The organism is Phytoactinopolyspora alkaliphila (genome assembly GCF_010550695.1).
GTDB lineage: Bacteria > Actinomycetota > Actinomycetes > Jiangellales > Jiangellaceae > Phytoactinopolyspora > Phytoactinopolyspora alkaliphila.
Genome location: NZ_JAAGOB010000013.1, coordinates 61,351 through 86,901 on the forward strand (window position 1 = coordinate 61,351; position 25,551 = coordinate 86,901).

A 25,551-nucleotide genomic window follows, 5' to 3' on the forward strand; every position below is an offset into this window, starting at 1 on the left:
AGAGTCATGGGAAAGACGATCATGTACGCCGCTATGTCGGCCGACGGCTATGTCGCGAGGACCGATGGTGATATCGGCCCACTCTTCGACTGGTTCGGAAACGGCCCGATCGCCTGGAACTGGTTGGGCGGGGAGATGCGTACCAACCAGGCCTCCAAGGACTTCATCCAGACCGTCTACTCCGACATCGGCGCGATGGTAGTCGGACGGTATGTGTTCGACCAGACCAACGGCTGGGATGGTCAGGCCGTGGCCGGTGATCACGTCTTCGTGGTGACGCACGAGCCGCCCAGGACCTGGGAGTACGCTGACACCGCGCCGTTCACTTTCGTGACCGGCGGGGTCGAGTCGGCCATTGCCCAGGCACGCGAGGTCGCTGGCGACCGGATCGTGGATGTCGCGGCCGGGAACGTCGGTGGCCAGGCTCTGCGCCTCGGGGTGATCGACCAGGTGGTGATGAACGTGGTTCCAGTGGTGTTCGGCGACGGCCGGCCGTTCTTCGGCAGCGCCGCCGGCGAGGTCACCCTCGCCAACCCCTCCCTCGTCGCCCAGGGTGACGGGGTGACTCATCTCCTGTACGACGTGCCAAGATCGGCCAAGATCTGACCAGCAGCGGGCCGGGGCGTGCCGGTCGCATCCTGGTGCCGCTACTGGTTGGTGGTCGGATCGAGCCTGCGTGGTTTCTCGGTCCCGCAGCTGAGATCTCGCAGCATGTTCGGACGGCCCGTTGGCCTGGCCATAACCCCGCACCAGATGTCGGGTCAGGCGGCCATCGCTTCCCAGGTAGCGAACGCCAGGCCAAGAGAGCGCTCGTCCCCCGGTGGTGGTGCCGGTCATCTTGTTCATGGTGTAGGCCAGCGTCATGCCCGCGTCGAGATCGATGATCACCAGTGAGCCACCGTAACCGCCCCAGTACAGCGTGTTGGCGTTGGGCATGCCCGTACCGATGGCGAAACCGAGCCCGAACCGGATCGGTATGTCGAGGACGAGGTCGCGCCCGTCGACCTGTGGCGTCAGCGCCTTGCGGCATCCCGCCTCGAGGCATCGGCAACGCCCGCTCGCTCGCCAAACTGCACGCGGCCAGCCCGATGTGGAAGTCGATGCCGAGAGGTTCGGCGAGTTGCTCACGGAAGACTGTGCCCACCGTCTGCCCCGTGATCCGGCGGACCACCTCGCCCACAAGGTACCCCTGGGTGATGGCGTGGTAGCCCGAGGCCGTCCCCGGCTCCCAGAACGGAGCCTGCGCCGCCAGCAGCGTCGTCACCTTCTCCCCATCCAGCAGGTCTTCGGCGGTGATCGGCATCTCCCAGCCGGACAGGCCGGACGAGTGGCTCATCACCTGCGCCACGGTGACGTGCTCTTTGCCGTTGGCCGCGAACTCCGGCCAATAGCGCGCCACTGGCACATCGAAATCGAGCTCGCCATGGTCGGCTAGTAGCAGCGCAGTCAATGCTGTGACCGTCTTGGTGGTGGAGTAGACGCCCACGATTGTGTCCTGCAGCCACGGACGACTCTGGCCGTGGTCGGCGAATCCGCCCCACAGGTCGACGACGATGTCGCCTTCGACCGTCACACAGAACGACGCGCCCACGTCTCGTCCGGTGGCCAGGTTCTCCTCGAAGACCCGACGCGCCCCGTCGTAAGCGTCGTCGGTGAAGCCGTGCACGGAGATCTCGCTGGTCACATGCGCTCCTCACGCTGGAATCGGCCGATGACCACGTCGCCGCACCCAATGATGCATGCGAACGGCACGAGCCGCCAGGAGTTTCTTGTCCGCTCGAAGCCCGGGTGCTACGACAAGCCGATCGAGGGATCGCGCGGCTCGCAGGACAACGATCGGGTGTGTGTGGTCGTCTTTGTCTGTGACGGGACGTGACCGGCGGCCCGCATGGCGGTAGGAGCACAGTGACAGCCGAGGATGCGCTCGTTGTCGTGGCCGGCGAACGCCACCGCGCGCTGGTCGGGTATGCCTATCTGCTGACCGCGGATCTGGCGGAAGCCGAGGACCTGGTCCAGGAGGCGATCGTGCGGACGTTCGCCCGGTCATTGCGCGGCCTGGAACTCCAGGATGCGGAAAGCTATGTGCGCCGTGCGGTCTTGCGGCTGTACGTCGATGGTCACCGGCGCTGGGGTCGCTGGCTCGGCGTCCGGCATCTGGTGGCCACGAGAAGCGACGATCGAGGAGCGCTGGCCGGCCCAGAACTCACCGACACTCAGATCGACGTGCGACGAGCGCTGGCCGATCTCCCTCGCCGGGAACGCGCCTGCGTGGTCCTGCGCTACTTCGAGGACTTGACCGTTCCGCAGATCGCGGACCGGTTGGGCGTGAGCGACGGATCGGTGAAGCGATACCTGAGCCAGGGTGTGCGGCGGCTGAGGACCGTGCTTGGCGCGGCGGTCCCCGCCGCCGACGACGGCGATCCCGCGCCCGGCGGCGTGGGCACGAAGGAGCGATGATGACCGACGAACTGAGGCAGCGGCTCCAGGAGATCGCAACCGCGGCAGGGAGCGCTGCCCGCGACGGTGACATCGCCGGGATGCGTGCGCGGGTGCGCAAGGGTCGACGGCGCCGGATGGTCGCGGCTACGGGCATCGGCGTGATGGTTGCCGCGGCGAGCGTCGGCGTGGTTGTGGCGCTCGACGGTTCTCCCGAGCCATCGGTTGCTGGTGGGGCGTGGGAAGCGTGTGGGCAGGAAGTCGAGACCGCCGCCGCTGGAGCGTTCGGTAACGCCGACGTCTTCGCCGACGACGGTCCGGTCAGCCTCCGACTCGATCCGCTCAATGCGACTGGTTCCGGGGAGGTGTACGTCGCCGCGGAGATGACCTACGCGGCCAGCGGCGTAGACAGGTTCGCTGTCGTGAACGCGGGTGGATCACCGCTGGCCCTGTGGGTGGTCGACGCCGGCGGGCGAGTCGTCGGCACTGCGCGCCCGGTAGGAACCTATCCGGACGATCTGGTGATCATGCCGCAGGACTCCACCTGGATGGATGTCGGGTTCGAGGTGCGCTCGTGCGGTGACGCCGGCGGAACAGCGCGCGGGGAGGTGCTCCCGTCCGGGGACTACGACGTCGTCGGGGCTGTGGGCGTCGCCCCGGCGCCGGCGGGCCAGTCCGACGAGCCCACCCGGGCTGTCGCCGTCGTGCTGGCATCGTCGGTGCTCACGGTGGGGGAGAAGGGCGACGGCCCGGCAGTCGATTCGCAGTGCGAGGCCGCCTGGCCGCAGGACGCCGTCCCGTCCACGGACGGTCACGAGCTGGGCCTGCGGATCGAAGGTCCCGCCGACCTCGGCGAGGTGGCGCCACAGGATCCGGACGACGGCGACCCGCCGGGTGCCGCGTTCACCGTGACCGCCACCAATACGGGCGCCGACCTGGAAGGCTGGACCGGGCACCCGTGGATCGTGGTGGTCCGGGACGGGGTCGTCGTGGGAACAACCGGTGGGATGGACGACATGGGGCTGGATGCCAGCATGGCGGCAGGCGCGTCCATCGAGTACGACGCGTGGGTGCCGTTGCATGACTGCGCGACAGTGGGGGTGGGTGAGCATGCCGATACCGGCGGCGGTGAGCCTCTGCCCGCGGGAACGTACGAGTTGTACGCGGAGATGGAGTTCTTCTTCACCACCCCGCCCGGCGACGACGGGCCTGAGCAGGACCGTACCGACGTCACTGCCATAGGTGGTCCCTGGGCCGTCACCGTTCCCTGACCGTCCTCGCCCCGCCAGAGCACCGTCGTGAATGATCATTGCCGAGTCACTACCCGCCCAGGGGTAGTAACTCGGCGGTGATCAGCGGGCGGGCGCGTCAGCGACGGGGCGTCGCGAACTCCTCATGTCCCAGGACCGCGAGCGCTCCGACCGAGAACGGGAGATCCCATCCAGGTCTTGTAACCGGTATCAGATACCGGTTACATTGATCTGTACCAACGACAGCGAGGAGGCTGGCGTGGCGGTATCCACCGGTGAGGGCGTGACGATCCGCGATGTGGCGGCACGCGCGGGTGTGTCGATCGCCACGGTTTCGCGGGTCCTCCGGGGCAATATTCCGGTCTCGGAGCCCACCAAGGAACGCGTCCTCACGGTCGTGTCGGAGCTCGGATACCGTCCGAGCGTGCTCGGCCGATCGCTCGCCGAAGGCCGGCACGCGGCCAACGGCATCGTCTTCCCGGACCTCTCCGGCCCGTACTACGCGGAGGTCGTGCTCGGCTACGAAGAAGCCGCGGGCGAGCTGGGTCGATCGGTGCTGATCCTGTCCACTCATGGTCGTGACGCCGCGCCGGAGATGGTCCGGGAGCTGGCCAGGCGTGTCGACGGCATGGTCGTGCTGGGCCGTACCGTCAGCGACGAGGTGGTTCAGGAAATCGCCGCACGCGGCCTTCCGATCGTCCTGCTCGCCCGGTCTGCGGCCGGTGAAGTCGATTCGGTGAACGCCGAGAACGTCGCGAGCGCCATCCGGCTGACCGAGCATCTGATCGACCACGGACACCGGACGTTCGCCGTGGTCGGCGGCGCCGAAAGCTCGCCGGACACCATGGAGCGCTGGGCAGGGGTCCGCACGGCACTGCTGCGGGCCGGACTCACCCCACCTGCCGAGCCGGTTCCGGCCGGGTTGCGCGAAGAGGAGGGCACACGCGTCGCCGAGGACCTGCTCGTGGCCGGTGTTCCCGACGCTGTCGTCTGTGCCAACGACGAGCTCGCCCTCGGCGTCATCACCGGCCTGCGTGCCGCGGGAATCGACGTGCCGGGGCAGGTGGCCGTCACCGGCTGGGACGACGTGATGGCCGCACGCTACGCCGGACTGACGACGGTCCGGCAGCCGATGCGCGAGCTTGGAGTACGCGCGGCGCGAATGCTCGATTTGCGGATCCGCGGCGACGCCGGGCCGGCGCGCCACGAGGTCCTGCCCACCAACCTGGTGGTCCGGAACAGTTGCGGCCGGCATGAGCCGCCTGACCTGGACCGCCGCTGATCGCCGGGCGGCGAACGCCGTCCGGCTCGCGAGAGAGGTGTCTGTGCCGATGAAGACCAGAACACTCGTGAGTGGAGCGCTCGTGGCCGCCGTGATGCTGGCCGCGTGTGGACGCGATGACGGCGGGGACGGCGGTGATGCGCCAGGGGACGCCGCTCCCGCGCCGGAGGTCACCGGACCGGTCGAGGGTGAGATCTCGGTCTGGGCGATGGGGACCGAAGGTGAGCACCTCGATGTGCTGGCCGACGAGTTCATGGCGGAGCATCCGGAGGTGACCGTGTCGGTCACCGCCGTGCCGTGGGATGCCGCCCACGATCGCATCGTCAACGCCATCGCCGGTGGCCAGGTTCCAGACGTCAGCCAGATCGGCACCACCTGGATGGGTGAGTTTGCCGCCATCGGCGGTCTGGAACGCACGCCGGACAGTATCGATCCCGGTCAGTTCTTCGAAGGCGCGTGGGACACGACGGTCGTCGACGGGGTGAGCTATGGGGTTCCGTGGTACGTCGAGACGCGCCTGCTCTATTACCGCACCGACCTGGCCGAGGAGGCCGGCTTTACTGAGCCGCCCACCTCGTGGGATGAGCTCAAACAGATGGCCGAGGGGATGACGGACGCCGGGGCCCAGTACGGACTCAACCTGCAGCCCGGCGGTGCTGGTGCGTGGCAGATGTTCATGCCGTTCTTCTGGCAGCAGGGCGGCGAGATCGTCGACGACAGCGGAGCGTTCACCCTCGACTCGCCGGCCTGTGTCGACGCTATGACGTACTACAACTCCTACTTCGAGGAGGAGCTGACGCCCCGGCAGGAGAGCGACGTGCCGATCGAGAGCCAGTTCGCCGACGGGGAGGTGGGTGCGTTCATCAGTGGCCCGTGGATGGTCGGCATCGTCGACGAGGCGGGCGCCGATCCCGACGCCTGGACCGTCGCGCACCAGCCCGTCGAGCAGTCGGGCACGTCGTTCGTTGGCGGCGCGAACCTGGGTGTCTTCTCCGACAGCGACAACAAGCCGGCAGCGTGGGCGTTCGTCGAGTACGTCAGCCAGCCCGAGGTACAGGCGACATGGTACGAGACCGTGAACGCGCTGCCGGCCGTGCAGGCCGCGTGGGACGATCCCGCGCTGAGTGGTGACGAGTTGCTGACCGCTTTCGGTGACCAACTCGAGGACGCCAAGGCGCCGCCGGCGATTCCGAACTGGGAGCAGGTAGCCTCGGCGATCGACAGTCAGATCGAGCAGGTCGCGGTAGGCGGCGTGGCACCGGAGGACTCCTGCGCCGCCATGCAACAGGAGGCAGAGGCGATCGGCACCGGGCTCTGAGCCGATGACCTCGCGAACTGCTTCCAGCCGAGCGCATCGGACGGACGTGAGACGCCGTCCGATGCGGCCCGGCCGAGCCCGCGAAGGCCTGGTGGGGTGGAGTTTCGCGCTGCCCTTCGTGGTCTTCTTCACCGTGTTCATGGCGGGGCCGATCCTTGCGGCGCTGGTCACGAGCTTCACCGACCTTCGGGTCACGGACATCCGAAGCCCGTTCAGCGTCGATATCGTCGGCGTCGACAACTACGTCGCCGTCCTGCAGGACCCGATCTTCCATCGCGCGGCCGTCAACACCGCCATCTTCGTGCTCGTGGGCATCCCGCTGACCATGGTTCTCGGGCTGCTCACCGCGGTAGGGCTGAACTCGGCCATCGTGAAGTTCCGCACCCTGTTCCGAGTCGGCTACTACATGCCCGTGGTGACCAGCATCGCGGCCGTCGCGGTGGTATGGCGGATGGTCCTGGGCGCCGAGATCGGTCTGGTCAACGGCATTCTCTCTGTCTTCGGAATCACCGGGCCGGGCTGGCTCACCAGCTCGTCGCTCGCCCTTGGGTCGCTCATCGTGATGGCGGCCTGGCGGAACATGGGCTTTCTCATGATCATCTTTCTCGCGGGGTTGCAGACCATCCCGCGGGATCTCTACGAGGCAGCGGAGGTGGACGGATCCAGCCGGTGGCAACAGTTCCGGCATGTCACCCTGCCGTTGCTCCGCCCGACAATGCTTTTCGCGGCCGTCATCACGGGCATCGGCTACCTCCAGTTCTTCGAGGAGCCGTTCGTGATGACCCAGGGTGGCCCGTTGAACTCCACACTGTCGGTTGCCTATCACGCGTACAACCAGTTCAGCTTCGGAAACTACGGCTACACCGCCGCGGCGTCATATGTGCTCTTCCTGGCGATCGCGCTGCTGACCGTGTTCTGGTTCCGGCTCTTCAGGCCGCAGACATGACCGCCCCAACGATCCCACGGGGCAGCCATTCCCCGAGTCAGCCGACCGGACACAAGGGGCCTGGCCGAAGGCGCGGTTGGCTGCTGCACCTCGGCCTCCTCGGTGGCCTCATTCTGGTGGTCACGCCGTTCGTGTGGATGATCCTCGGCTCCTTCAAGACCACCGCGGAGCTGCGCAGAGTCCCGCCCACCTGGCTGCCTGAACAGATCACCCTGAGCAACTATCAGGATCTCTTCGAGCGTCTGGACTTCGGCCGCTACTTCTTCAACTCCGCTCTGGTGGCGACGGCGGTGACGGTCGGCAATCTGGTCTTCTGCTCGATGCTCGGCTACGCCCTGGCCAAGCTGCGCTTCCCGGGTCGCCGGCCGCTGTTCCTGCTGGTCCTGACGACGCTGATGGTGCCGGGACTGGTGACGTTCATGCCGCTGTTCGTCCTGGTGGCGAACATGGGATTGGTCAACACCCATGCCGGGCTGGCGTTGCCGTTCGTCGCGCAGGCATTCGGCGTCTTCCTGATGCGCCAGTTCATCATCGGCATCCCGGACGACCTGCTCGATGCCGCCAGGATCGATGGTGCGGGTGAGCATTACATCTTCTGGCGCATCGTGATTCCGCTGACCGGACCGGCACTGGCGACGCTGGCCATCTTGATGTTCCTCGGAAGCTGGAACAACTTCCTCTGGCCGCTGGTGGTCGCGACGACGGAGGACATGTACACCCTCCCGGTGGCGATCGCACTGTTCTCGACCGGCCAGCACGAGACCAATCTGGGGCTGCTCATGGCCGGGTCAGCTGCGGCCCTGGTCCCCGTACTCGTGGTGTTCGTCGCCTTGCAGCGCTTCTTCACCCAGGGCATCGCCATGACCGGCATCAAGTGATTCACACCATTCCGACGGAGCTCATACGGAGGTAGTAGTGAGACGACTGATCGCGATCGCCATTGCGACGCTGCTCGCGGCCACGGTGAGCGTTGCCCAAGCCGCGGGGCCGCGTGATCGTCTGGTCGGCGACGACGCCATCCTGTCCGATTACGCCGCCGACACGTGGCACTCGTTCGTCAAGCTCGTCGAGCCACGTACCGGCCTGCCCGCCGACAACATCGGCGGCGACCTGCATCCCCGGAGCCGGTCTGCCTACACCTCACCCACCAACATCGGCATGTACCTGTGGGCGACGCTGGCCGCGCGCGACATCGGGCTGGTGACCGAGAAGGAGGCACGCGAGCGGATCGGCCGGACACTCGACAGCGTCGAGCGGCTTGAGCGACACGAGGCGTCGGGCCAGTTCTACAACTGGTACCACCCCACCACGCGGGAGCTTCTCACCACGTGGCCGGAACCTCCGGGACATCCCGTCTACCCCTTCCTGTCCAGTGTGGACAACGGCTGGCTGGCCGCTGCGCTGATCATGGTCTCGAATGCCGTGCCGGAGCACCGCGACCAGGCATGGCAGCTCGCCACCAGCATGGACTTCAGCTGCTACTACGACCCCGACGCCAAGGGACCGGATGCCGGCGCGGGCCTGCTGAGAGGCGGTTTCTGGGTCGAGGGCGGGGCGCCTCCGGACAGCGACGGTTATCCGCGCGGCGACTACTGCGGCATGGCGGAGGACGTCGTCTACACCGGTCACCACTACGGCGCCTTCAACACCGAGCCGAGGGTCGCGTCGTACATCGGCATCGCACTGGATCAGATACCCGCCGAGCACTACTTCGCCGGCTGGCGGACGTTCCCCGACACATGCGACTGGAACTGGCAGGGCGCGCAGCCGGTTGGAGAGTGGCGCACCTACCTTGGCATCGACGTCTTCGAAGGGACGTACCGGTACTCCGACAAGCTGGTGGTGCCGACCTGGGGCGGCAGCATGTTCGAGGCGATGATGGTGCCGCTGGTGGTTCCCGAGATCGAGTGGGGTCCGGACAGCTGGGCGGTGACTCACCCGCTGTACGTCGAGGCGCAGATCGAGTTCGGACTGGAAGAGGCCGGATACGGCTACTGGGGATTCTCCCCGGCCAGCGACCCGGCCGGTGGCTACCGGGAGTACGGCGTCGACGCCCTTGGCCTGGATCCCGACGGCTACGCCGCCGACGCCGAGGGGCTGACGCTGGTGGACACCGGCTGGGACGACCCGGACTGCCCACGTGAGCCGGCTCCCATCGACGAGTACGGCGAGGGCGTGGTGACACCGCACGCCGCGTTCCTGGCGCTGGAGGTCGCTCCGGACGCGACGCTGGCGAATCTGGCCAACCTCGCTGACGACTTCCCTGACCTGTATGGCCGCGGCGGCTTCAAGGACGCGGTCAACGTCGCCACCGGTCAGATTGCCGACCGCTACCTCGCGCTGGACCAGGGCATGGTGATCGCCGCCGTGGCCAACCACATGCTCGACGGCGGCCTGCGCGACTACCTGAGCGAGTCGCTGGAGCCGTCGCTGCGCCCGTTGATGGAGATGGAGCAGTTCGGGGCGACTCGCACGACGCCGAACGACGATATGAGAGGAGCGCGATGACATCCGCGAGCCGCGATGCACGGACCGACTGGGAGAGCCGGATCGGACGCCACACGGATGTGCGGACGTACCGGCCACCGGCGCTTGAGGCGCCTGCTGGGCTCGAGGCGACGCCCGGCCGGGGACAGGTGACCCTCACCTGGGACCCGGTGGACGGGGCGGTCGGCTACCTCGTCCAGCGCGCGGATGCTCCTGATGGCGCCTACCGGCCGGTGGAGGTGGGGGAGCCGCTGGTTCGCGCGGTTCCGCACCCCCCGTTCACCGACACGACGGTGGTTCCCGGGCGGCCCGTGTGGTACCGGGTGTCCGCCGTCGGCGCCGTCGACGATCACGAGCAGCCCGCGTGCAGCCCGGTTCCCGCGACGCCGGCCGCTGACGGAGCCGCTCGCTGCATGGTCGCGGTAGACGCGGCGGCAGCCCTGGGCCCCGTCCACCGGCCATGGCGGCCGATGATCGGATCGGAACACCTGAGCCAGCTCGGCTACGGTGCCGGCCCCGGCGGCAGGCACATCGGCGACGAGTTCGCCGAGGCGTTGCGTATGGCACACGAGGATCTCGGCGTGCGTGCGGCGCGGGCGCATGCGATCCTCCACGACGAGCTCGGCGTCTACCGGGAGGTCGACGGCCAGCCGGTTCATGACTTCAGCGGCATCGACCAGATCTATGATCAGCTGCTCGAGATTGGCCTGCGCCCCATCGTCGAGATCGGATTCATGCCCCGTGACCTGGCTCGGGACCCGTCGAAGACGGTGTTCGAATACGACGCGATCATCTCGCCGCCCCGAGACTGGGAACGTTGGGAATCGCTGGTGGCCGACCTCACTGCTCACCTGGTGGACCGGTACGGGCTCGAGGAGGTGCGCACGTGGGGCTTCGAAGTATGGAACGAGGCCAACCTCGAAGTCTTCTGGGCGGGAACACCCGAGGAGTATCTGCGGCTCTACGACGTCACCGCCCGTGCCGTGAAGGGTGTGGATGCGCAGCTGCCCGTGGGCGGTCCGGCATCCGCGGCGGCCGGCTGGCTGGATCTGTTCCTGGAGCACGCGAGCAGTACGGGCTCCCCGGTCGATTTCCTCTCCACGCACACCTACGGCAACGCCCCACTGGACCTGCGTGCACTGGCGGCCAGGCACGGCTTTCCCGGCTTGCCGCTGTGGTGGACGGAATGGGGCGCCCACGCCAGCCACTTCAACGGTGCCCACGACTCGGTGTGGAGCGCGGCGTACCTGGTCCGCGGCATGGTGAGCGCGATGGGCCGGCTGGACGCACTGGCGTACTGGACGGTGTCGGACCACTTCGAAGAGCTGGGCCGGGCGCCTTCCCTGCTGCATGGTGGATTTGGGCTGCTCAGCGTGGGGAATCTCCGCAAGCCGCGGTGGTGGGGCCTATGGATGCTGGAGCAGCTGAAAGAGGAACGAGTGGCCGCGGACGTCACCGGTGACGGCGCCGGTGACATGGTGGACGCCATCGCGTCGCGCAGCCCGGACGGCAGCGTCACCGTCGTCGTCTGGAACGGCACGGCCGACGTCACGAAATCTATCGGGGAGCCGTTGCTCGACCGGCAGGTGGAACTCACCGTGACTGGGATACCCACCGGCCGGTACGAGCTGCGGCATCGCCGGCTGGACGAGCGCCACTCCAATCTGAACGGCGCGTGGGCCGCGGTCAGCCAGGGACGCGACTGGCCGGACGACGAGGACGAGTGGGCCGAGCTGCGCCGCTCCGACCGGCTGCAGGACCTCGAACCGCCGGCCACTGTCGAGGCCGGTGACGATCCCATCACCATGACGTTCGAGATGCCGATGCCGGCGGTGTCGCTGATCGAACTCCGGCCCATCGCCTAGGGACGCTGACTCGGACCACCCGCTCGTCTACCGACATTGTCCGGGTGATGACCCGGACAATGTCGGTTCGTCGGTCTCGACCCGTCAGCAGCGGGCGACGCTCACCTTGACCACACGCTCGTCCCCTGGCGTGACGACGTGCGACTCGCCAGTCACCGCGATGGTCGCACGCTGCGAGACGTCGCCGTCATCGGCGCCGGCCACTGCCTGCGGTTCGGACTCCGCCTGGGCGATGCCGTCGGCGCGCGGGCGCGACCGGTTGCCGGCCGCGGAACGGCCGACCCACACCACGACGTCGCCTGGTTCGACGACGCGGACCATGCGGCGGCCGGTGAAGGCCAGCCGAGTGGTGGGCACCTCGAAGCGCACGACGGCCGACTCACCGGCGTCGAGGAGAACCCGGTGGTACCCCAGAAGCTGGACCGTCGGCCGGGTGACACTGGCCACGAGATCTCGCCCGTACAGCTGTACCACGTCAGCGCCGGCGCGGTCGCCGGTGTTCGTGACCCGGACAGACGCCACGAATGCGCCACTGGCGATCACCGCGGGATCGACGGTGAAGTCGTCGTAGGCGAACGTCGTATACGACATGCCGTGCCCGAACGGCCTGACCGGAGTGGTGTCTGCGGTGGTGACGTCGTTCGGGCCGCCGAGCGGCGGGTGCAGATACGTGTACGGCTGGGCTCCGGCCGAGCGTGGCATCGAGACGGGAAGCCGCCCGGACGGATTGACCCGCCCGGAAAGCACCCCGGCGACGGCCGTGCCGCCCTCCTCGCCGGGGAAGAATGCCTGGAGCACCGCGCTGGCGGCGTCCGGTCCGTCCAGCGCCCAGTCGATCGCGTACGGGCGCCCGGTGATGAGGACGAGCACGGTCGGGGTGCCGGTGGCCCGCACCGCTTCGACGAGATCCCGCTGGACACCGGGCAGTTCGAGACTCTCGACGTCGTTGCCCTCCCCCACGGTCCCTCGCCCGAAGAGTCCGGCTTGGTCTCCGGCGACGACCACCGCGACGTCGGCGTCACGCGCCACGTCGGTCGCCGCGGCGAACCCGGAACGGTCGGCGCCCTCGACGTCACACCCACGCACGACGACGATCTCCGCCCCGGCGAGCGCGCCCGTGGCTGATTCCTGGCGGAGCCCGTCCACGACGGTGGGTATCTCGATCCCGACCGGGACATCGGGTCGGTGCGCGAGCACATGGTTGACGAACGAGTAGCAGCCCAGCAATGCCTCGGCGCGGTCGGCGTTGGGGCCGATCACCGCGATACGGCGCGGCGTCGTCCGGCCGGGACCGCCCAGCGGAAGCACGCCGTCGTTCGACAGCAGCACGATCGATTCCTCGGCCAGCCGCCGGGCGAGATCCCGGTGCTCCGAGGAGTCCAGGTCAACCGGCGCCGGCGGGTCGCCTTCGAAGGTCTCGTCGAGCAGGCCGAGCTCCTCCTTCTGGGCAAGCGCGCGCAGCACCGCGCGGTCGACGAGCTTCTCGTCGACCAGCCCGGCACGCACCCGTTCGGCGAGCGGTCCGAGGTAGGCGTCGCCGGTCGGCAGCTCGATGTCGACGCCGGCCGTGAGCGCCTGTGCGGCCGCGTCGCCGCGGTCCGCGGCCACTGCGTGCAACAGGGTCAGGAACGCGACGGAGAAGTAGTCCGACACCACCGTCCCCGTGAATCCCCATTGCTCCCGGAGCAGGCCGGTCAGCAGGTCGGCGTCGGCCGCCACCGGGACGCCGTCGATCTCGGCGTAGGAGTTCATGACCGAGCGGGCGCCTCCGTCGAACAGGGCCATCTCGAACGGCGGCAACAAGAGATCGACCAGCTCACGCGGCCCCGCGTGCACCGGGGCGTGGTTGCGCCCGGCCTGGGACGCCGAGTAGCCGACGAAGTGCTTGAGGGTCGCGTGCACGCCGGCCGACTGCAGCCCCCGCACGTACGACGTGCCCAGCGTCGCGACCACGTACGGGTCCTCGGCGATGCACTCGTCCACGCGGCCCCAACGCGGATCCCGGATCACATCGAGAACCGGCGCGAGCCCTTGGTGGATGCCGAGCGCCCGCATCGACGAGCCGATCACTCTGCCCATCTGCTCGACGAGGTCCGGGTCGAACGACGCCCCCCAGGCGAGCGGCGTCGGGAACGTCGCGGCCTGCCACGCGGCCAGACCGGTCAGGCACTCCTCATGCACTAGTGCGGGGATGCCGAGGCGGGTGTCCGAGCGCAGCCGGCGCTGCTGGTTCCACAGCCAGTCCGCGCGTTTGACCGGGTCGACCGGATGGGTTCCGTATACCCGGGTCAGGTGGCCGATGCCATGCCGGATGGCATCCCCGAAGGGCTGCTGTGATGCGGTTGCGGTCATCTCTTCCTGCATCGGCGCGACCTCACCTGGGTGGTCCTGGCTGTCGCTGCTGGCGCCGCGATCCTGGTCCACCCAGTAGCCGACCAGCTGTGCGAGCTTCTCCTCGAGCGTCATCCGGGCGAGCAGATCGCGGACGCGCCGGGACGCGCGGGGCGGTGGTGGAATGGCGGCGTCGACGTCAGTCACGAAAGTGGGCTCCTTCTTCGGGGTCATCGGGGGTCATGCGGGCCTCATCCTTTGACCGCGCCTTGCAGGCCCCCGACGATGCGCTTCTGGAACACCAGGAAAAGCACAAGGGCAGGCAGCATGGACAGCGAGGTGAAAGCGAACACACCGGCGATGTCGGCGGAGTACTCCGAGGAGTAGTCCGCGACACCGAGCGGGAGCGTGCGCATGTCGCCTTGCAGGAGCAGCAGCGGTAGCAGGTAGGCATGCCAGGACTGGACGAACGCCACCACTCCGACCGTGACCATCGCCGGCCAGCAGAGTGGAATGACGATCCGCCAGAAGAAGCCGATGCGCGATGAACCGTCGACCATCGCCGCGTCCTCCAGCTCGTTCGGCAACGCGGCGATGAACGGGCGCAGGATGACGACGCTCAGCGGCAGCGTGAACGCCGCTTGGGGCAGCGCGATTCCCCACCAGGTGTTGCTGAGCCCCATGTTCTGGCTGACGAGGATGAACAGCGGGATCGCCGCGACAGTCGCGGGAAACAGCAACCCGGCGACGAACACCGTGAACAGCGCCTCGCGCCCCCGGAACCGATAGCGCGCCAACGGGTAGGCCGCCATCATCCCGAAGACCACGACCACCACCGTGGTGATGGCGCCGATGGCCAGCGAGTTTCCGGTGAACTGCCAGAACGCCGGGTTAGTGAACGCGTCCCGATAGTTGAAGAGCACCCACGGGTCCGGCCAGCCGCCTGGGTTCTGCGCGAGTTGGGCGTTCGTCCGGAAGCCGCCGAGCACGGCGATCAGTACCGGCCCGAGCGATGCCGCGGCGATGACGAGCGCGAGCACGTAGACGAGGGGATTGCCGCCGGAATAGGCATCGCGGCGGCCCCGTTGACGTCCGGTGGCGGGCTCGGCGGGTGGCGCGAGCACAGTCGGGGTTGTCATCGTCCGGCCTCCTTCGTGTCCCGCCGCAGGAAGATCCGCTGGTAGGTGATCGCCATGACGAGCGCGATTACGAAGAGGATCACCGAAGCCGCGCCGGCGATGCCGTAGTTGCCGCGCTCGGTGCCCTGGTTGACGAGGAACGTCACCATGGTGGTCGTCGAGTTGGCGGGGCCTCCGCGGGTGAGGACCCACACCATGTCGAACAACTGCAGTGATCCGATCATGGACAGGAACGCCCATGTCCGCATCGTCGGGCCGAGCAGCGGGATGGTGATCTTGCGTTGTGTCTGCCACCAGGTGGCGCCGTCGAGTTGCGCGGCTTCGTACAGCTCTTCTGAGATGCTCTGCAGCCCGGCGAGGAACAGCAGGATCGGCAGGCCGAGGTACTTCCAGGTCAGTACGATCAGGATGGTCCACAGGGCGAAGTCGCGATCACCCAGCCAGCCTTGCGGAGGTCCGGTGAGCCCGACGGCCTCCAGCAGCGTGTCGATGACCCCGTAGCGTGGTTGCAGCAGCTGGAACCAGATGACTCCAGCGATGACCTCGGACAGGACGAAGGGCACGAACACGATGGTTCGCAGCAGACCCTGGCCCTTCATCTTGCGATTGAGGAGCAGTGCTATCCCGAGACCGAGCGGCAACTGGAGGAGGATCGACCCCACGACGATCGTCATGGTGTGACCGACGGCGCCTTGGAAGACGTCGTTGGTCAACACCGACGCGTAATTCCTGAACCCGACGAAGTCCTCGAGCGGACCGAAACCACGCCACCGGTACACGGACATCTGCACCGCCGTGAGTACCGGCACGATCACGAACAGAGCGAACAGCGCGAGCGCGGGCGTGACGAAGAACAAGATCTCCGCGGCCTTACGCCAGTCGCGCCGGGATCCCCGGCCCTTTCGGGTGGTGGCACCCGTGAGTGGAGGTTCCGCTGGCGGCTTCATCGGGTGGCGGCCGCCAGCGGAACCGGCTAGTGCCTTCGTCACTGCTCGGCTTCGTACGCTTCTCGGATGGCGTCGACGACGTCCTGCGGCGTGGCGTCGCCGGCGAACATCTCCACGATCTTGTCGTTCATCGCGCCACCGATCGACTCCCCGAACTGGGTGTCGAAGTAGAGCATGTTGTACGGAGCGGCGGAGAGCGGCTCGATCAGCGCGGCCAGTGCCGGGTCGGCCACCGAGTCCGAAGCTGCCGCGTTGACCGGCAGACCCATGTTGTTCTCGGCGAACGTCTGCTGCATCTCGTCGGAGACCAAGTACGAGATGAAGTCAGCCGCTACATCAGGGGCGTTCGCCGACAGCGCCCACGCGTCACCGCCACCGATCAGCGCGCCCGGCGCGCCTTCCTGTCCCGGGATCTCCGGGAACGGGAACCAGCCGAGGTTGCCTGCCAGGCCCTGGCCGTCCTCGGTCAGACCCTCCATGACGCCGGGTTCCCAGTGTCCCGCCAGTTCCATGGCCACCCGCTCGGTCGCCAGCAGACCTGAGGCCGACGTCGGACCCTCCTGTGCCGGTGTCGCCAGGAACCCGGCGTTGAACGGCTCGGCCGCGATGATCTCCTGCAGCGTCTCACCTGCGCGCAGGAAGCAGGGGTCAGGGTCGGAGAAGTCGAGCGTGTTGACCGCCTCGGTCAAGACCTCCTCGGAGCACTGCCGCAGCGCGGTGTAGTACCAGTAGTGCGCGGCCGGCCAGCCGTCGCGGGCGCCGACGGCGACAGGCTCGATGTCCGCAGCCTTGAGCGCATCGACCGCGGCGAACCAGTCGTCCAGATCCTGCGGCGGATCGGTGATGCCGGCCTCCTCGAAGAGCGACGTGTTATACCAGAAGCCGACCGCACCTGCCGTGAACGGCAGCGCGTACGCACGGCCTTCCACCTCGTAGGTGGAGCCCACACCGCCGAGGTTTGCGATCGCGTCGGCCGCGAGATCGGTGATGTCTTTGGTCAGGCCCGCCTCGACGTGGGCGGTGAGTTCCCCGCCGCCGCGTTCCATGTAGATGTCGGGCATGTCACCGCTCTGGAACGCGGCATTGAGACGCGTGAGCATGTCTTCGTGCTCCTGCGCCGTGATCTCGATCGTGACGTTCGGGTTGGCCTCCATGAAATCGGCCGCCGCCTGTTCGTATACCCCTCTGCCTGGCTCATTGTTCGAGTTGTGCCACCACGCGAGGGTGATCGGCTCGTCGCTGTTGCCCTCATCGGTGCCCTGATCGCCGCCACTGTCATTGTCGTCAGCGGTGTCCGCGCCGTTGTCGTTGTTGTCGGAGTCGCCGCCCTGCCCTGCGCAAGCGGTAGCAAAGAGCGCACCTGCCACCACGAGTAGCAGAGCCTGCTTCCGTGTTCTGTGAGTCATCTCGGTGCCCTTCCAGTCGTCCCTGACGGAATGTGCCGGAGTCTGGCAGCCCGGTCGGAAGGGTGTCAATCGTTATCGACATCGATATCGACAACGGTATCGATATCGTTATCGAGTCATGCCGTCGATCAATATGCCGCGGGCACGCCGGCACGCTACTGTCATGTCATGCAGCCCACGGGAAGGGTGACCATCGGCGACGTCGCGAGGACCGCAAAGGTCTCGGTCGCGACGGTGTCGAAGGTGATCAACGGCCGGTACGGCGTCGCGCCGGCCACCGAGCTACGGGTCCAAGAGGTCATCAAGCAACTCGGATACGAGTCGTCACTCGTGGCTCGGAGTCTCCGCAGCCGCCGCACGAACGTCATCGGCATTCTTCTCGCGGAATTCGAGCCGTTCTCCACCGAACTGCTGAAGGGCATCTCTGAGGCCGTGGACGGGACCGGCTATGAGCTGATGGCCTACACCGGCGGTCTCGGCCGGCATGATCGGGTGGGCTGGGAGAATCGCTATCTGACCCGCCTGGCAGGCACGCTGATCGACGGCGCCGTGCTCGTCACGCCCACCGTGAGCATCGAGCACGAGACGATTCCCGTCGTCGCCGTCGACCCGCACGCCGGACCGTCCGGCACCCCGACCATCGACGCGGACAGCCTCGCCGGCGCTACGGCGGCGACTCAGCATCTGATCTCGCTCGGACACACCCGTATCGGCTTCCTCGGCGGCCGCGTCGACCTCGAATCGGCGAGGCTTCGGGAGCAGGGCTACCGCTCGGCGCTGGAGAAAGCCGGAATCAAGACCGATCCCGCTCTGATGCGGATCGGCGGTTACCGCCCAGACCTGGCCGATGCCCCCGCCCATGAGTTGCTGTCGATGCCTGATCGCCCGACGGCGATCTTCGCGGCCAACGACCTCTCCGCGATCCGCACCATGGAGATCGCTCGTGAGCTCGGGCTTCGCGTCCCGGAAGACATTTCAGTGATCGGCTTCGACAACGTGCCGGAGTCGGCGCTGACCGACCCTCCGCTCACCACCGTCGCCCAGCCCATCCATGAGATGGGGGCGGAAGCCCTGGGCATGGTCATCGATCTGATCAACGGCGAGTCCCGTTCGCCGCACGTCCGGCTGCCGACAAGCCTGATTACACGCGCCAGCTGTCGCCCGCTGTGAGCGAACAGGACCAGCAGCGCTTGCTCGCTGGCATGATGGTGACTCTCGCCTCAGCTCGAAGCGGAATCGCAAGGGGAGGAACCTGTGCTCGACATCAGCGCACTCACCTGGGCTGTCACCATTGGGTTGATCATCGCGCTGCTGACGGTCGATCTGGCCCTGGCCGCGGCCCGGCCCCACCGGGTCGGGTTCGCGGAGGCGACCGCCTGGTCGGTGTTCTACATCGCTGTCGCCGTGGGCTTCGGAGTGTGGTTCACCCTCCAACACGGCGGCCGGTACGGCACGGAGTACTTCGCCGGCTACATCGTCGAGAAAAGCTTGTCGGTGGACAACCTCTTCGTCTTCGTCATCATCATCGCCACCTTCGCCGTGCCGGAGAAACACCAGCACAAGGTGCTCACCTTCGGCATCGTGCTCGCGCTGATCATGCGTGCGATCTTCATCGCGCTCGGTGCGACGTTGCTGGCGCTGTTCTCGTTCATGTTCCTGCTGTTCGGCCTGCTGCTCGTGTACACCGCTGTGCAGCTGTTCCGGCACCGCCATGAGGACCCTGACGTCGAGAACAACGTCATGGTCAAGACTGCCCAGCGGGTCCTGCCGATCACGACGGAGTACGTCGGCGGCAAACTCGTCGCCCGCCTCGGTGGGCGCCGCGTATTCACGCCGCTGTTCGTCGTCTTGATCGCGATCGGCAGCGTCGACCTGCTCTTCGCCATGGACTCCATCCCGGCGGTGTTCGGTGTCACCGAGGAGCCCTACATCGTCTTCACGGCCAACGCATTCGCGCTCCTTGGCTTGCGCGCTCTGTTCTTCCTGGTGAAGGGACTTCTCGAACGACTGGTCTACTTGTCGGCCGGACTGGCGCTGATCCTCGCGTTCATCGGTGTCAAGCTCATCCTGCACTGGGCCCACGTCGATCTGGACGATCGCGTCCCAGAGATCTCCACGCCAGTCAGCCTGATAGTGATCGTTGCCGTACTCGCGGTCGTCACCGTCGCAAGCCTGATCAAGACCCGGCGCGACCCTTCCGCGAAGGCCCACCCGGGCGCGCTGCGCGCACACTCGGGCCGCACAAAGAAGACCGACGACGGCCACACACCCTGACGTCACATCCTCTGGCCCGGCAGATTGCTGGCCTGCTCGATCCAGGACCGGAGCTGATCCTCGTCGAGCTCGTCGTCCTCGTGGATGTCGAGGTAGCGCACCTCGTCGTGCTTGGACGCCTTCGGTGGCATGGGATCGAGCGACGCCCCTCTGAGGAACTGCAGTTGCACGTAGTTCGTGTAGCAACGGAACGACAGATGCCCGTCCTCACCGTTGAGACCGTAGAACGGCTGGTTCCACTTCACGGCCTTGTGACCATCGGAGACCGTGCGCACGATGAGGTCGTCGAGGCGTTTCCCGACGTCGCGTTTCCATCCCGGCATGGCAGCGATGTAGTCCTGCACTGGCCCGTTCCCCTCGCCCTTGGGGATCTGCGGATTGCCGCCCGAGAGCAGCTTCGGCCCTGCGTCGTTCTTCTTGCGATCGGTCATGGCATGACATCCTGGATGCGGTCCGTGACAGCCGGCGAGCTGATTCGCGAGCGCGGCGACGTGAAATTGTAGCCCGACGTGATCCCGGCTCGGCACGCGCCGACTCGCGCGGACAGCGCGGGGCCTACTCGTACGCACTGAGCCTCGTGCAGGCAGAAAGGTCGTGGCTCGCGACGCGAGCTCAGGTACCGGTGACGGACAGAATCGATTTCAAGCGGCAGCTCGACGCGTACCGCGCGAAGAAGGGGCAGACCCGGATCGTGGATGTGCCCGATCTGCAGTACCTCATGATCGACGGGCATGGCGACCCCAACTCGTCTCCGGCCTTCTCCGACGCTGCACAGGCGCTCTACCCCCTGGCGTACACGCTGAAGTTCGCCAGCAAGCGAGTCCTTGGGCGCGACTACGTCGTCATGCCCCTGGAGGGCTTGTGGTGGGCCGACGACATGGAGGCGTTCACGACGTCACGTGACAAGTCCCAGTGGGACTGGACGCTAATGATCATGATCCCCGACTGGATCGACCAAAACATGTTCGCCGGCGCCGTCGAGCAGGTCGAGGCCAAGGATGGCCCACGGCGCCTCCACGAGGTCCGACTGGACTCCCTGTCCGAGGGCCGCTGTGTGCAGACCCTGCATGTCGGCTCCTACGACGACGAGGCCGAGGTGCTGGCGCGGATACACCGCGAGTTCATCCCGGACAACGGGCTGCGGATGGTCGGCAAGCATCATGAGATCTACCTCAGCGACTCCCGCAAGGTGGCGCCCGAGAAGCTGCGCACCATCCTCAGGCAGCCAGTCACCGCGTCAGCCTTGTGAACCGGCGGAGGATCCGGTCGAGTGGGCCGGGCGAGGTGCGCGCCGCATTTCGATCATCGGACGTGAGCCACGAGCCGCAACAGGAGGCGGTGGGCCAGGCTGCGGGGGCGCATCTGGTTGACGGTTGCGGCCACGTAGACGTCCCGTTCCGGGAGGTAATAGAGCACGTTCCCGAACGCGCCAGAGTGACCGATCATCGCCGGGAAAGGTGTGAACGGCGACTGCCAGCGGGGCAATTTGAACCGCATGATACCGATGCCGTAGTCCATGGCGTCGAGGCGGGAGAAGATCGGGTTCCAGTGCGCGGTCATCTCGGTCAGGTACTGCGCAGGGAACAACTCACCCGTGATGAAGGCACGAAGAAGTCGCACCTGGTCGGCCGAGGTCGACACCACGGCGCCATCCGGAGGGAACGAAGCGATTGCCTTCGGGACGTGCACAGGGGTGGGGCCGTGCAGGACCGGTGCGGCCTCGCCGTAGCGACTCAGCGTCTGCGGTGTGAACAGCCACGTGTGGCGCAGTCCGAGTTTGTCGATAATCCGGCTGCGGATGGCGTCGTCGTAACTGCCTGATGTGGCGACCTCGACGATGCGTCCGAGCAGTTGGTAGTTGGTGTCGCCGTACTGCGCCTTACCTGGTGTCGACGGGGCGAACCGGCTAGGCACGGCCCGTGCCATCTCGATGAAATCCTCGAAGGTCCACGCGGCGTCGGTGCGGAGCATGTCATCGAGGAAGGTGGTGCCGTCGGGGCGCTTCTGCTCGAAGTAGTCCGGTATCCCTGAGGTCTGCGCCAGCAGCTCGCGCACGGTGATCGCCGGACCGTAGTCGTGGCCGTTGTGCACGTTCAACCCGCTCATGGTGTCCTCACCGAGCAGCTCGGCGACGCGCGTGTCGAGTGTCAGGACGTTCTCCTCGCGAAGCTGCATGATCATCGCGGTGGTGTACAGCTTGGTGATGCTGGCGACGAAGTACGGCTGGCCGGTGTCGCCGTATCCCCAGGAGAATCCGGTGGACGGTTGCTCGATCGCCACGCTCATCGACGAGACCTTCGGCTTCGCGGCGTAGCGGGCGGCGACTCGATCGAGCTTGGCCGAGATGGGCAGACTCATGGCGTGATCCGTTCGAGTTGTCGTTGTGTTGAGGCCAACCAGTCGAGCTCAGCCCTGGCATGGGCGATGCCGTTGGCGAGCGTCGCCGAACGGAGTACCTGGCCGGCCTCGGTAGCGTTCGCCGGAACGGCGATCGCCTCCAGCGCCGCCAGTTGTTCGGCTACTTCCTGCCGGCGGGTGTCCACCAGCTTCTGGATGCGGTCCGCCGGCAACCTGTCCGCGAAGAACAGCCGCGCCAGGAACGGCTCGCGGATCGGCGGTGTCTGCAACGGTGAGGCGAGCCATGTGTCCAGTTCGGCCAAGCCGCGGTCGGTCGCGCTGTGCAGATGCAGGTTGGGCCGATCCTCCTGCACCACAGTGCGGCGGGACGCCAGGCCGTCGTCCACCAGAGTACTGAGCGTGCGGTACACCTGCGACTGATCCGCCGTCCAGAAGTGCCCGACGCTCTCGTCGATGACCTTCTTCAGCTCATAGCCGCTCATCGGCTGAATGGACAGGAGCCCGAGGATCGCGTGCCGTAAGGACATGGATAGATGATAGCGCACATATGTGTATTGACATATATGTGCGCTATCACTCGATGGGGCTCGGTGCCGTTACATTGCCTGCGTCACGTGCTCGTGAGGATGACGAGCTGCTGGGTAGCCCGGGTCATGGCGACGTAGCGGTCGACGGCTCCCTCGTGGCCAGTGCCGAATGCTTCCGGGTCGATGAGGATCACCAGGTCGAACTCGAGCCCCTTCGAGTGTTCCGGGGCCAGGGAGCGCACGCGCGGTGACGGCTCGAACGTGCCGGATTCGATGTCAGCAGTGCCGATGACGCAGGCTGTGCCTTCGGCGTGCGTGGCAAGCCAGGTGTCGAGGATCGATCCCAGATCCGACGTCGAGCCGTGGACGACGGGGACGTCGCTGCTGCGGATGGAGGTTGGCACGTTGGCGTTCGGGAGCACCGCCCGGATGACGGGCTCGGCTTCCGCCATGACCTCCTCCGGCGTCCGGTAGTTGATATTCAACGAGGCCAGGTTGACCCGGTCGAGCCCGATCCGCGTGAGCCGTTCCTGCCACAACTCCGTGAACCCGTGCCTGGCCTGGGCCCGGTCACCGACGATGGTGAAGCTACGGGACGGGCAGCGCAGCAGCAGCATCTGCCATTCGGCATCGGTCAGCTCCTGGGCCTCGTCCACGACGATGTGCGCGAAGGGGCCGGCGAGCTGGTCGGAGACATCCTCGGGCAGGGCGCCCTCGTCGACGAGAGCGTCGCGGATGCCCTCCTGGCTCAACTGGGCGATCATGCCGTCTTCGTCGTCGACCTGCAGGAGCGCGTCGACGACCCGGTCCATCTGCTCTCGTTCGGCGTCGGCCGCCCTCTTCTGCCGTCGCTTCCGGCGTGAGGCCTCCGGGTCACCAAGCCGTTGCCGGGCGGCGTCCAGCAGTGGGAGATCCGACACCGTCCAGGCGTTGGGATCCTCGCGTCGTAGCTTCCCCACCTCGTCGGGGGTGAGCCAGGGAGCGCACATGCGCAGGTAGGCGGGCACCGACCACAGGTCTCCCACGATGTCTGCTGCTTCGAGCAACGGCCATGCCCTGCTGAAGACCCTGGTCAGTTCCCTGTTCTGCACGAGCGAGCGGCGCAGCAGGTGGGCCGGCACATCCTCGCCGTCGTGCTTGTCGATCAGGATGGCCAGCAACTCCTCCCAGACCTGGTCACGAGCCTCGTTGTGCGCAGTGCCCGGGTCCGGAGCCTCGAACGCCTCGGCCCAGTCGGCGGCACTGAGCGAGATGTCGGACCAGTGAGTCTGGACGGTCATCCCCGTGGTGGGCGGTTCCTCGTACAGCCTGACCGCAGGCTCGATCACCTTCACCATGGCCGCGGAGGACTTCAGACGCGCCACGTCCGGGTCTGTCTCGGTCCTCGCGGAGGCTCCTTCGGAGACGAGATCGCGCAGCGTGCAGGTCCGCACGCCTTCCTCACCGAGGCTGGGAAGGATGTCGGCGACGTAGGCCAGATAGGCCTGGTGTGGACCGACGAACAGCACGCCACCCCTGCCGTCACGAAGGCGAGGGTCGGAGTAGAGCAGATAGGCAGCGCGGTGCAGAGCGACGACCGTCTTCCCCGTGCCCGGACCGCCGTCGACGACGAGAGCACCGCGCGAACTCGCACGGATGATCGCGTCCTGATCGGCTTGGATGGTGCCGAGCACATCTCGCATCCGGGGCGACCGGCTGCTGCCGAGACTGGCGATGAACGCGGACTGGTCGTCTAGCGCGGCGTGGCCTTCCAGCCCGTCAGCGGCGAAGACCTCCTCCCAGTAGTCGCTGATCCGGCCGCGGGTCCAGCGGTACCTGCGGCGGCTTATCAGACCCATCGGATTGGCATGCGTGGCGGCGAAGAACGGCTCGGCCGCCGGGGCGCGCCAGTCGACCAGCAGCCGACGACCCTCGCTGTCGGTCAGGCCGAGCCGCCCGATGTAGACCGGCTCGGGATCGTCTGCGCTGACCATGCGTCCCAGGCACAGATCCAGGCCGAAGCGTCGCAAGAGGTGCAGGCGGGCGGTCAGCCGGTGGACCTCCAGGTCTCGGTCCATCGCCGCCTGGCCCGTGCCGCCAGGGGCCTTCCGCTGGACGTCGAGGCGGTCGGCGAGGTCGGCGATCTGTTGCCGGAGCCTGTCCGCGACGGCGGCGAAATGCTGCTCGTCGGCGGCGATCAGGGCCGGGTCGCCCTTGGCGGAGAGATGTTCAGGCAGGTTGAACGCACTAGTGGTCATGGGGTTCACGTCGTCAGCTCCGATATCGAGGCAGTGGCTTCGAGGCCGGAGACTGATTCTGCACCCCACCCGGGGTCTTGCGGCAAGGCCCCGGGTGCGCTATAGCTTAAGAGTGGGAGGAACGGCTATCAGCGTGTGCGGTCGTAGACCATAGCCATCTCACCCAGCTCCCCGGTCTCCTGGTGTGTGAGCTTCCACGTCGAAGGCGGCAGGCCGTCGTCGAACAGTTGCTGTCCGCCTCCGGTGATCTCGGGACTGATCATGAGATACAGCCGGTCGAGCAGGTCGGCGGCGAGTACCGCCTTGATGATGCTGGCGCTGCTGTTGACGAGTATGTCGCCCTCGCCGGTTGCCTTGAGCTCGTTGACGACGTCCGCGGTGGGGGCGTTCACCACACGGGTGCGTTCCCACGGCGCCTCGGTCAGGGTGGTCGAGAGGACCACCTTCTCGGTGTCGACCAGCCACGTGGCGTATCCCCGATCACGTGGATCGGCATTCTTGTCGTCGGCGACTGACGGCCAGAATCCGAGGAATCCTTCGGCGTTGAGCCGGCCGAGCAGCGCCGTGGTCGCGTTCTGCCAGATGCGGGAGAGGTGGTCGCGCGCGACCTCGGTGACGGCGTACGGGACGATGGCGCCCAAATCGCCCGGTCCGCCGGGACCGTTGTAACGCCCGTCGAGGGTGAGATTGATGTTGGCGGTCACCCTGCGGCTGGTCGAGCTGGTCGAGCTGGTCGAGCTGGTCATGA

The 25,551-nt window shown here is 67.1% G+C and carries 22 protein-coding genes; 12 read left to right on the forward strand and 10 right to left on the reverse strand.

Annotated features, from left to right (window positions below; genetic code table 11):
- The first annotated feature begins 6 nt into the window (after window positions 1–6).
- On the forward strand, window positions 7–606 hold the full coding sequence (locus G1H11_RS20580; protein ID WP_163820479.1) for a dihydrofolate reductase family protein: 600 nt from the start codon (window positions 7–9) through the stop codon (window positions 604–606).
- Here the strand turns inward: G1H11_RS20580 and G1H11_RS27505 are convergent.
- A complete protein-coding gene (locus G1H11_RS27505; protein WP_163820480.1) occupies window positions 521–1,684 on the reverse strand; it encodes a serine hydrolase domain-containing protein in 1,164 nt (387 codons plus the stop codon). The two genes, G1H11_RS20580 and G1H11_RS27505, sit on opposite strands and share 86 nt — an antisense overlap.
- Before the next feature lie 221 nt (window positions 1,685–1,905).
- Here G1H11_RS27505 and G1H11_RS20590 point away from each other — a divergent pair, with 221 nt between their 5' ends.
- The 8 genes from G1H11_RS20590 to G1H11_RS20625 all read left to right on the forward strand — a co-directional run bounded on the left by G1H11_RS20590 (window position 1,906) and on the right by G1H11_RS20625 (window position 11,584).
- Window positions 1,906–2,457 carry a sigma-70 family RNA polymerase sigma factor gene (locus tag G1H11_RS20590; protein WP_163820481.1) on the forward strand — a complete coding sequence of 184 codons (552 nt, stop codon included), beginning with the start codon at window positions 1,906–1,908 and terminating at the stop codon, window positions 2,455–2,457.
- On the forward strand, window positions 2,457–3,707 hold the full coding sequence (locus tag G1H11_RS20595) for a hypothetical protein (protein WP_163820482.1): 1,251 nt from the start codon (window positions 2,457–2,459) through the stop codon (window positions 3,705–3,707). Before G1H11_RS20590 ends, G1H11_RS20595 begins: the two co-directional genes overlap by 1 nt.
- A gap of 238 nt (window positions 3,708–3,945) precedes the next feature.
- Complete coding sequence (locus tag G1H11_RS20600) at window positions 3,946–4,968, forward strand: LacI family DNA-binding transcriptional regulator (RefSeq protein ID WP_216843982.1); 1,023 nt, start codon at window positions 3,946–3,948, stop codon at window positions 4,966–4,968.
- 49 nt (window positions 4,969–5,017) lie between these two features.
- Window positions 5,018–6,286, forward strand: a complete 1,269-nt coding sequence (locus G1H11_RS20605) for a sugar ABC transporter substrate-binding protein (protein ID WP_163820484.1) — start codon at window positions 5,018–5,020, stop codon at window positions 6,284–6,286.
- A gap of 4 nt (window positions 6,287–6,290) precedes the next feature.
- Window positions 6,291–7,232 (forward strand): carbohydrate ABC transporter permease, encoded by a 942-nt coding sequence (locus tag G1H11_RS20610; RefSeq protein ID WP_425501265.1) that lies wholly within the window; start codon window positions 6,291–6,293, stop codon window positions 7,230–7,232.
- Entirely contained in the window at window positions 7,229–8,110 is an 882-nt protein-coding gene (locus G1H11_RS20615; protein ID WP_163820485.1) for a carbohydrate ABC transporter permease, read from the forward strand. Before G1H11_RS20610 ends, G1H11_RS20615 begins: the two co-directional genes overlap by 4 nt.
- A 37-nt stretch (window positions 8,111–8,147) precedes the next feature.
- The gene (locus G1H11_RS20620) at window positions 8,148–9,740 is read left to right on the forward strand and encodes a glucoamylase family protein (protein ID WP_163820486.1); all 1,593 of its coding nucleotides are present in this window, start codon (window positions 8,148–8,150) and stop codon (window positions 9,738–9,740) included.
- Window positions 9,737–11,584 carry a GH39 family glycosyl hydrolase gene (locus G1H11_RS20625; RefSeq protein WP_163820487.1) on the forward strand — a complete coding sequence of 616 codons (1,848 nt, stop codon included), beginning with the start codon at window positions 9,737–9,739 and terminating at the stop codon, window positions 11,582–11,584. Before G1H11_RS20620 ends, G1H11_RS20625 begins: the two co-directional genes overlap by 4 nt.
- Window positions 11,585–11,668: 84 nt before the next feature.
- Here the strand turns inward: G1H11_RS20625 and G1H11_RS20630 are convergent, their stop codons facing one another.
- The 4 genes from G1H11_RS20630 to G1H11_RS20645 are packed head-to-tail and all read right to left on the reverse strand — an operon-like array spanning window position 11,669 to window position 17,407.
- Window positions 11,669–14,149 carry a beta-xylosidase/alpha-l-arabinosidase gene (locus G1H11_RS20630; RefSeq protein WP_163820488.1) on the reverse strand — a complete coding sequence of 827 codons (2,481 nt, stop codon included), beginning with the start codon at window positions 14,147–14,149 and terminating at the stop codon, window positions 11,669–11,671.
- 17 nt (window positions 14,150–14,166) lie between these two features.
- Entirely contained in the window at window positions 14,167–15,054 is an 888-nt protein-coding gene (locus G1H11_RS20635) for a carbohydrate ABC transporter permease (protein WP_163820489.1), read from the reverse strand.
- The gene (locus tag G1H11_RS26060) at window positions 15,051–16,001 is read right to left on the reverse strand and encodes a carbohydrate ABC transporter permease (RefSeq protein ID WP_163820572.1); all 951 of its coding nucleotides are present in this window, start codon (window positions 15,999–16,001) and stop codon (window positions 15,051–15,053) included. Before G1H11_RS26060 ends, G1H11_RS20635 begins: the two co-directional genes overlap by 4 nt.
- A gap of 38 nt (window positions 16,002–16,039) precedes the next feature.
- Window positions 16,040–17,407, reverse strand: a complete 1,368-nt coding sequence (locus G1H11_RS20645) for an extracellular solute-binding protein (protein WP_163820490.1) — start codon at window positions 17,405–17,407, stop codon at window positions 16,040–16,042.
- Window positions 17,408–17,575: 168 nt separating this feature from the next.
- On the opposite strand from G1H11_RS20645, the gene G1H11_RS20650 reads away from it, so the two are divergent.
- Together G1H11_RS20650 and G1H11_RS20655 are read left to right on the forward strand one after the other, a co-directional pair.
- Window positions 17,576–18,577 carry a LacI family DNA-binding transcriptional regulator gene (locus G1H11_RS20650; RefSeq protein WP_163820491.1) on the forward strand — a complete coding sequence of 334 codons (1,002 nt, stop codon included), beginning with the start codon at window positions 17,576–17,578 and terminating at the stop codon, window positions 18,575–18,577.
- A gap of 84 nt (window positions 18,578–18,661) precedes the next feature.
- Window positions 18,662–19,681 carry a TerC/Alx family metal homeostasis membrane protein gene (locus G1H11_RS20655; protein WP_163820492.1) on the forward strand — a complete coding sequence of 340 codons (1,020 nt, stop codon included), beginning with the start codon at window positions 18,662–18,664 and terminating at the stop codon, window positions 19,679–19,681.
- 2 nt (window positions 19,682–19,683) lie between these two features.
- On the opposite strand, the gene G1H11_RS20660 is transcribed toward G1H11_RS20655, so the two are convergent.
- On the reverse strand, window positions 19,684–20,112 hold the full coding sequence (locus G1H11_RS20660) for a DUF1801 domain-containing protein (protein WP_163820493.1): 429 nt from the start codon (window positions 20,110–20,112) through the stop codon (window positions 19,684–19,686).
- Between the two features lie 191 nt (window positions 20,113–20,303).
- On the opposite strand from G1H11_RS20660, the gene G1H11_RS20665 reads away from it, so the two are divergent.
- A complete protein-coding gene (locus G1H11_RS20665; RefSeq protein WP_163820494.1) occupies window positions 20,304–20,930 on the forward strand; it encodes a GyrI-like domain-containing protein in 627 nt (208 codons plus the stop codon).
- 53 nt (window positions 20,931–20,983) lie between these two features.
- On the opposite strand, the gene G1H11_RS20670 is transcribed toward G1H11_RS20665, so the two are convergent.
- From G1H11_RS20670 to G1H11_RS20685, 4 genes are all read right to left on the reverse strand, one after another.
- A complete protein-coding gene (locus G1H11_RS20670; RefSeq protein ID WP_163820495.1) occupies window positions 20,984–22,039 on the reverse strand; it encodes a serine hydrolase domain-containing protein in 1,056 nt (351 codons plus the stop codon).
- The gene (locus G1H11_RS20675; RefSeq protein WP_163820496.1) at window positions 22,036–22,566 is read right to left on the reverse strand and encodes a PadR family transcriptional regulator; all 531 of its coding nucleotides are present in this window, start codon (window positions 22,564–22,566) and stop codon (window positions 22,036–22,038) included. Before G1H11_RS20675 ends, G1H11_RS20670 begins: the two co-directional genes overlap by 4 nt.
- An 83-nt stretch (window positions 22,567–22,649) precedes the next feature.
- Window positions 22,650–24,812: an RNA polymerase recycling motor ATPase HelR gene (gene helR / locus G1H11_RS20680; protein ID WP_163820497.1), complete on the reverse strand. Its 2,163-nt coding sequence runs from the start codon at window positions 24,810–24,812 to the stop codon at window positions 22,650–22,652.
- A gap of 119 nt (window positions 24,813–24,931) precedes the next feature.
- Window positions 24,932–25,549 carry a dihydrofolate reductase family protein gene (locus G1H11_RS20685; RefSeq protein ID WP_163820498.1) on the reverse strand — a complete coding sequence of 206 codons (618 nt, stop codon included), beginning with the start codon at window positions 25,547–25,549 and terminating at the stop codon, window positions 24,932–24,934.
- Between the last annotated feature and the right edge of the window lie 2 nt (window positions 25,550–25,551).